We start from the raw sequence: 5311 nt of genomic DNA, 5'->3' as shown, positions 1-5311 counted from the left end.
GGTGGCGCGCACCGAAGCATCGGTGCGCGAGCGGGCTCATCGGCTTGTTCAGTCGATGATTGCCAACCACCCCGACGGCAAAGGTGAGGCGGTCGGCGAGCTGGCCGGGCCGCTGCCACTGCAAGTCATCTGCGACATGATGGGTATTCCCGAGGAGGACCATCAGCGAATCTTCCACTGGACCAACGTAATTCTTGGTTTCGGTGACCCAGATTTGGCAACCGATTTCGAAGAGTTCACCACGGTGTCGTTGGAGATCGGCGCCTACGCCACCGCGCTGGCCGAAGACCGCCGGATCCACCCTCGCGAAGACCTCACGACCAGCCTGGTGCAGGCCGAGGTCGACGGGGAGCGGTTGGCGTCGGCAGAGATTGCGTCGTTCTTCATCCTGCTAACGGTGGCCGGCAACGAGACGACCCGCAACGCGATCAGCCACGGTGTGCTGGCGTTGACCCGCTATCCCGAGCAAAAGGTGAAGTGGTGGGCCGACTTCGACGGTTTGACGCATTCGGCGGTCGAAGAGATCGTGCGGTGGGCCTCACCGGTGATCTACATGCGGCGCACGCTGACTCACGACGTCGAGTTGCGCGGTGTACCGATGGCGGCCGGCGACAAGGTCACACTGTGGTACTGCTCGGCCAACCGCGACGAGTCGAAGTTCGCCGACCCGTGGACGTTCGATGTGGCGCGCGACCCGAACCCGCACGTCGGCTTCGGAGGCGGCGGTGCACATTTCTGCTTGGGGGCCAACCTGGCTCGCCGGGAGATCAGCGTCATGTTCGACGAGCTGCACCGCGAGATCCCCGACATCTTCGCGACCGAGGAACCGGCCCGTCTGCTCTCGCCGTTCATTCACGGCATCAAGACGCTGCCGGTCGCCTGGACACCGCCGAGCTGAATTGGCCTTGCTGCGCGTGCTTCCGGGCGGGGCCGAGGCGGTACTTCCGAGCGTCAACAGGTCGAACTGGTCGTCGACCGTGTCGCCCTCCGTGTTCAACGGCAAGGCTACGACCAGCGCCCCGATGAGTTGCGTGGGCAGCAGGCCAACCGAAATGCACGAACTCAATGCCGCCAGCGCAGTTTCGGACGGATGGGGTGCGGAATCATCGCCAGTGTCTGTCGTATTTGCGGGCGCCGCAACGAGCAAACGCCGGCGCGGCGGGGGGTGGAACAGATTACGCCGAAACCTGGCGCCAATCGGGCGACATGTGGCGAAGGCGACTCCCCAGTTGGCGCCGGATATGTCAGCATTGAGACCGTGAACCCACGTCTCGCCGCCAGATTGCTTGCTGTTGTCTTGCTACCGATTTGGACAATGCCGGGCACTTTGGTTCCGTCCGCGTCCGCGGCATCCTGCCCCGACGTCCAAGTAGTGTTCGCCCGCGGCACCGGTGAGCCTCCCGGTGTCGGCCCAACAGGACAGGCGTTCGTCGACTCCCTGCGCTCCCGCGTCGGCGGAAGGTCTGTGGATGTGTACCCGGTCAACTACCCCGCCAGCGAGGACTGGGCCACGTCCGGACTCGACGGTATCCGCGACGCCGGCGCTCACGTGGTTTCCACCGCGGGCAGCTGCCCCCAGACCAAGATGGTGCTCGGTGGTTATTCCCAAGGCGCGGCGGTGATGGGCTTCGTCACCTCGCCTGCGGTGCCCGACGGGGTCGATCCGGCGACCGTACCCAAACCACTGTCGCCAGACATTGCTAACCATGTCGCCGCCGTCGTGCTCTTCGGAATGCCCAATGTCCGCGCCATGAACTTCCTCGGGCAGCCACCAGTCGTGATCGGCCCCGCGTACCAGGCCAAGACCATCAAGGTGTGCGCTCCCGAGGACCCGGTCTGCTCCGACGGGCTGAACTTCGCCGCCCACGACACCTATGCCGACGATGCCAGCGTGGTGGACAAGGGCGCTGCTTTTGCCGCCAGTCACCTGGGCGCGGGTGCAGCCAACAGCGCACCGCCACAGTCGTTCGGTACGCCACCGCCGGCTGAGCCGGCTCCCGCACCGCCGCCGCCCGCCGACGGCGACCAGCCGCCTGCGGCCTGACCGGGCGCCAACCGGTCCAGCCCGCGAATCGTCAGCTCCCACAGGCGGCCGACAGCACTGTGAGCTGTCTGCTGCCGGTCGCCGACGGTCGGCAGCTGGGGCGTCGGCGCGTCGCTGATGCCGTTGGGCATCCAAACGCCTGCGACGGTGAAACGTCGCGGGTTAGGGTGCTGCCAAGTTGCTGGCAGGTCGCTGTGGGAGGGTCGTTGCAGGGAACTTCGTTCGGAAAGTACCGGCTGATCGAGTTGCTCGGTCGTGGCGGGATGGGCGAAGTGTGGCGTGCTTACGACACTGTGATCGACCGGGTGGTCGCGATCAAGATCCTGCCTCCCGAGATCTCGCAAGACGAGGTTTTCCAGCAGCGGTTCCGCCGCGAAGCCCACGCGGCCACGCGACTCAGCAGCCCGCACGTCATCCCGATCCACACTCACGGTGAAATACAAGGGCACTTGTTCGTCGACATGCGGCTGATCGAGGGTCGCGACTTGCAGAGTGTGCTGGAGGCCGGGCCGCTGCAGCCGGCGCAGGCGGTGCACATCATCGAGCAGGTGGCCAAGGCGTTGCATGCCGCGCACCGGGTGGGGCTGGTACACCGGGATGTCAAGCCTTCCAACGTTTTGCTCGACGAAGACGACTTCGCGTATCTGATCGATTTCGGGATCGCGCGCGCCACCGGCGAAATGGCGTTGACAACGGCTGGCGGTGTGATCGGCACCTTCCACTACATGGCCCCGGAAAGGTTCACCACTGGGCAGGTCGACGCCCGCTCGGACATCTATGCGCTGGCTTGTGTGCTCTACGAGTGCTTGACCGGCCAGCATCCGTTCCCCGGGGACAGCATGGAGCAACAGCTCACCAGCCATCTGATGAACCCTCCGCCGCGGCCGTCGATCACCAACTCGGCGCTTCCCGCGGGCTTCGACATGGTCATCGCCAAGGGCATGGCCAAAAACCCTGCCGAGCGCTATGCGACCGCGGTGGAGTTGGCGCGCGCCGCGCGCGACGCGCTCTCCGCGCCGAGCACCTACCACCACGGGCCTCTTCGCACGCAACTGCCGCGACCCGCCCAAACGCCACCACAGCAGCGGCCGAAACCGATCCCGGTCCCGTCCCGGAAATCCGCGGCTGGACGCACGCCCGGCAAGTCGCCGTCACGGCCGTGGTGGCGCCGCAAGACCGTCGCCATCTCGGCCGCCGCCCTGCTCGCCGTCGTTCTCACCGTCGGCGTCGGCGTCGCCACGATGCGCCACGCACATCAAGGAGACGGCCAGTCAGACCAGACCACACTTCCTTTCACCGGTCTCAGCAACCCTGACGGTGTGACGGTGGATAACGGCGGCACGATTTATGTCGCCGACACCTTGAACAACCGGATCCTGTCGTTGACTGCCGGTTCGACCAGTCCCGCGGTGCTGCCTTTCGACGGCCTCAAAAATCCGACCGGGGTGACCGCCGACAACAGCGGCACCGTCTACGTCAGCGATGCCGGCAACAAGCGGGTGGTGGTACTTCCGGCCGGAACCACTAAGCAGATCGAATTGCCTTTCAGCGACCTCGCTAACCCGACCGGTGTAACGGTGGACAGCAGCCGCACCGTCTACGTCACCGACACCGCCAAGAATCGGGTCGTAGCGCTTCCGTCCGGCTCCGACAGGCAAAGTGAGCTGCCATTCGCTGGCCTGAGCAATCCAACCGGTGTGGTGGTGAACAGCAGCGGGACCATCTACGTCGCCGACGGTGGCAACGACCGCGTGCTGGCGTTGCCTCGAGGCTCGAGCGTGCAATCGGTGGTGCCGTTCGACGGCCTTAGCGAACCCGGTGGTGTGACGGTCGACGGCCAGGGCGCCGTCTACGTCACCGACAGCGCCAACAACCGTGCGCTCAAGCTACCGGTCGGTTCGACCGCGCAAGTCGAACTTCCCTTCGTCGGCCTGGACTATCCGTGGGGTTTGGCGGTCGACAACATCGGCACCGTCTACGTCGCAGGCCACAACAACAAGGTGGTGGCGTTGCGGCAACAGCAGCGCTAAGGACGCGGCGGCAGCACCGCCAGCCACGAGTCTGAAAGCAGCTCGATCAGTTGCCCATCCGGGTCGCGGATCATCGCCGATTGCTGCGACACCGTCTCGTCGATCACCGATCCCCCGAAGCCGTCGACCAGCGGCAGAACGGCGTCGAGATCGGACACCGACAGCGACAGATGCGTCAGGCCCACATGGTCCATGGCGCGCCGCGGCCCCGCGTGCACGTCGCGATGCGAATAGTCGAGGAGTTCGAGCACAAAGCCGTCGCGGACCAGGTAGGTCGCATGCAGGCCAAGCGGCTTGTCCAACTGCAGGAGCCGGTCGGTGCCGTCGTCGGGCGGTTCGACTTCCCACCAGAATGCGAAGCCAAGCAGGCCCTCGTAGAAGCGGCGGGACCGCTCGCGATCCGCAACGCATAATCCGACATGGTTGAAAACCGTTTGATGACTGGTCATTTCACCTTCTGTTGCTGACCGGATGCTGACGGCGCTGCTTTGCCCCGGTTGGCTGCGTCGAAACGCCTAAATCGCAAAGATAGCGTAATAGACTTCGAGGCTAACGATGAAGCAGCCCCCGAGGCTGAATTTTGTCAGTTTGCTTGCGCTGGAGGCATTTTCGATGACCAATGGTTCCGGGCGAACCGACGTCGACCCCGACGTGGTTGTCGATTTCGATCATCACTCAGACGAGTTCAACCTCAACGAGCTGACGATCACTGCCGAGCTTCGCCGGCGCTGCCCGGTGGCGTGGAATGAGAACTACGGCGGATTCTGGTTCGTCACCGGCTATGACGCGGTGGCGCGAATCGCCCGAGACGGCGACACATTCGCCCACAAATACGAGCCGAACGCCGCCGACGGTATCGACTACCAGGGCGAAATGGGCGTGCCACGTCCGGAAGGCCAGCCGGCCCTGGGCATCGGCGAAGTCGACGGCCCCTACCACCAGGCGTTACGGCGAGCACTTGCCCCGTTCTTCTCCCCGGGAGCCGTCGACAAGATGCGGCCGTTCATGGAGCAATCGGCACACGGGTTCCTCGATCGACGGATCGGCGACGGGCAGATGGATCTCGTGCTCGACTACGCCAGCCCGGTTCCGGCCATCCTGACCATGAAGCTGATGGGCCTGCCCTACGACAACTGGCACCTCTACGCCAACCTCTTCCACTCCGTCATGGCCGTCCCCCAAGACAGCCCGGAGTACCTAACGGCGATCGCCAAAGTCCCGGAAATGATGCAAGAGG

4 protein-coding genes and 2 pseudogenes are annotated in these 5311 nt (G+C 64.8%); 4 read left to right on the top strand and 2 right to left on the bottom strand.

The features are described from left to right. The coding region (locus VFA16_RS06080) for a cytochrome P450 (protein WP_324966950.1) at positions 1-898 on the top strand (898 nt) is incomplete at its 5' end. Positions 899-1016: 118 nt separating this feature from the next. Here the strand turns inward: VFA16_RS06080 and VFA16_RS06075 are convergent. After that, a pseudogene (locus VFA16_RS06075) lies at positions 1017-1114 on the bottom strand (OsmC family peroxiredoxin); the annotation flags it as partial. Positions 1115-1315: 201 nt separating this feature from the next. Here VFA16_RS06075 and VFA16_RS06070 point away from each other — a divergent pair. Together VFA16_RS06070 and VFA16_RS06065 are read left to right on the top strand one after the other, a co-directional pair. Continuing rightward, positions 1316-2044, top strand: coding sequence for a cutinase family protein (locus VFA16_RS06070; protein WP_324966949.1), 729 nt, complete (start codon positions 1316-1318; stop codon positions 2042-2044). 206 nt (positions 2045-2250) lie between these two features. Further along, positions 2251-4074: a serine/threonine-protein kinase PknD gene (locus VFA16_RS06065; protein WP_324966948.1), complete on the top strand. Its 1824-nt coding sequence runs from the start codon at positions 2251-2253 to the stop codon at positions 4072-4074. Here VFA16_RS06065 and VFA16_RS06060 read toward each other — a convergent pair. Next, positions 4071-4523 carry a VOC family protein gene (locus tag VFA16_RS06060; protein ID WP_324966947.1) on the bottom strand — a complete coding sequence of 151 codons (453 nt, stop codon included), beginning with the start codon at positions 4521-4523 and terminating at the stop codon, positions 4071-4073. The two genes, VFA16_RS06065 and VFA16_RS06060, sit on opposite strands and share 4 nt — an antisense overlap. Before the next feature lie 163 nt (positions 4524-4686). Here VFA16_RS06060 and VFA16_RS06055 point away from each other — a divergent pair. After that, a pseudogene (locus VFA16_RS06055) lies at positions 4687-5311 on the top strand (cytochrome P450); the annotation flags it as partial.

Origin of the sequence: Mycobacterium sp., from assembly GCF_035653355.1 — a bacterium.
Taxonomy (GTDB): Bacteria; Actinomycetota; Actinomycetes; order Mycobacteriales; family Mycobacteriaceae; genus Mycobacterium.
The sequence above is the reverse complement of the archived record's forward strand: the minus strand, read 5'-3'. Positions and strand labels throughout refer to the sequence as shown.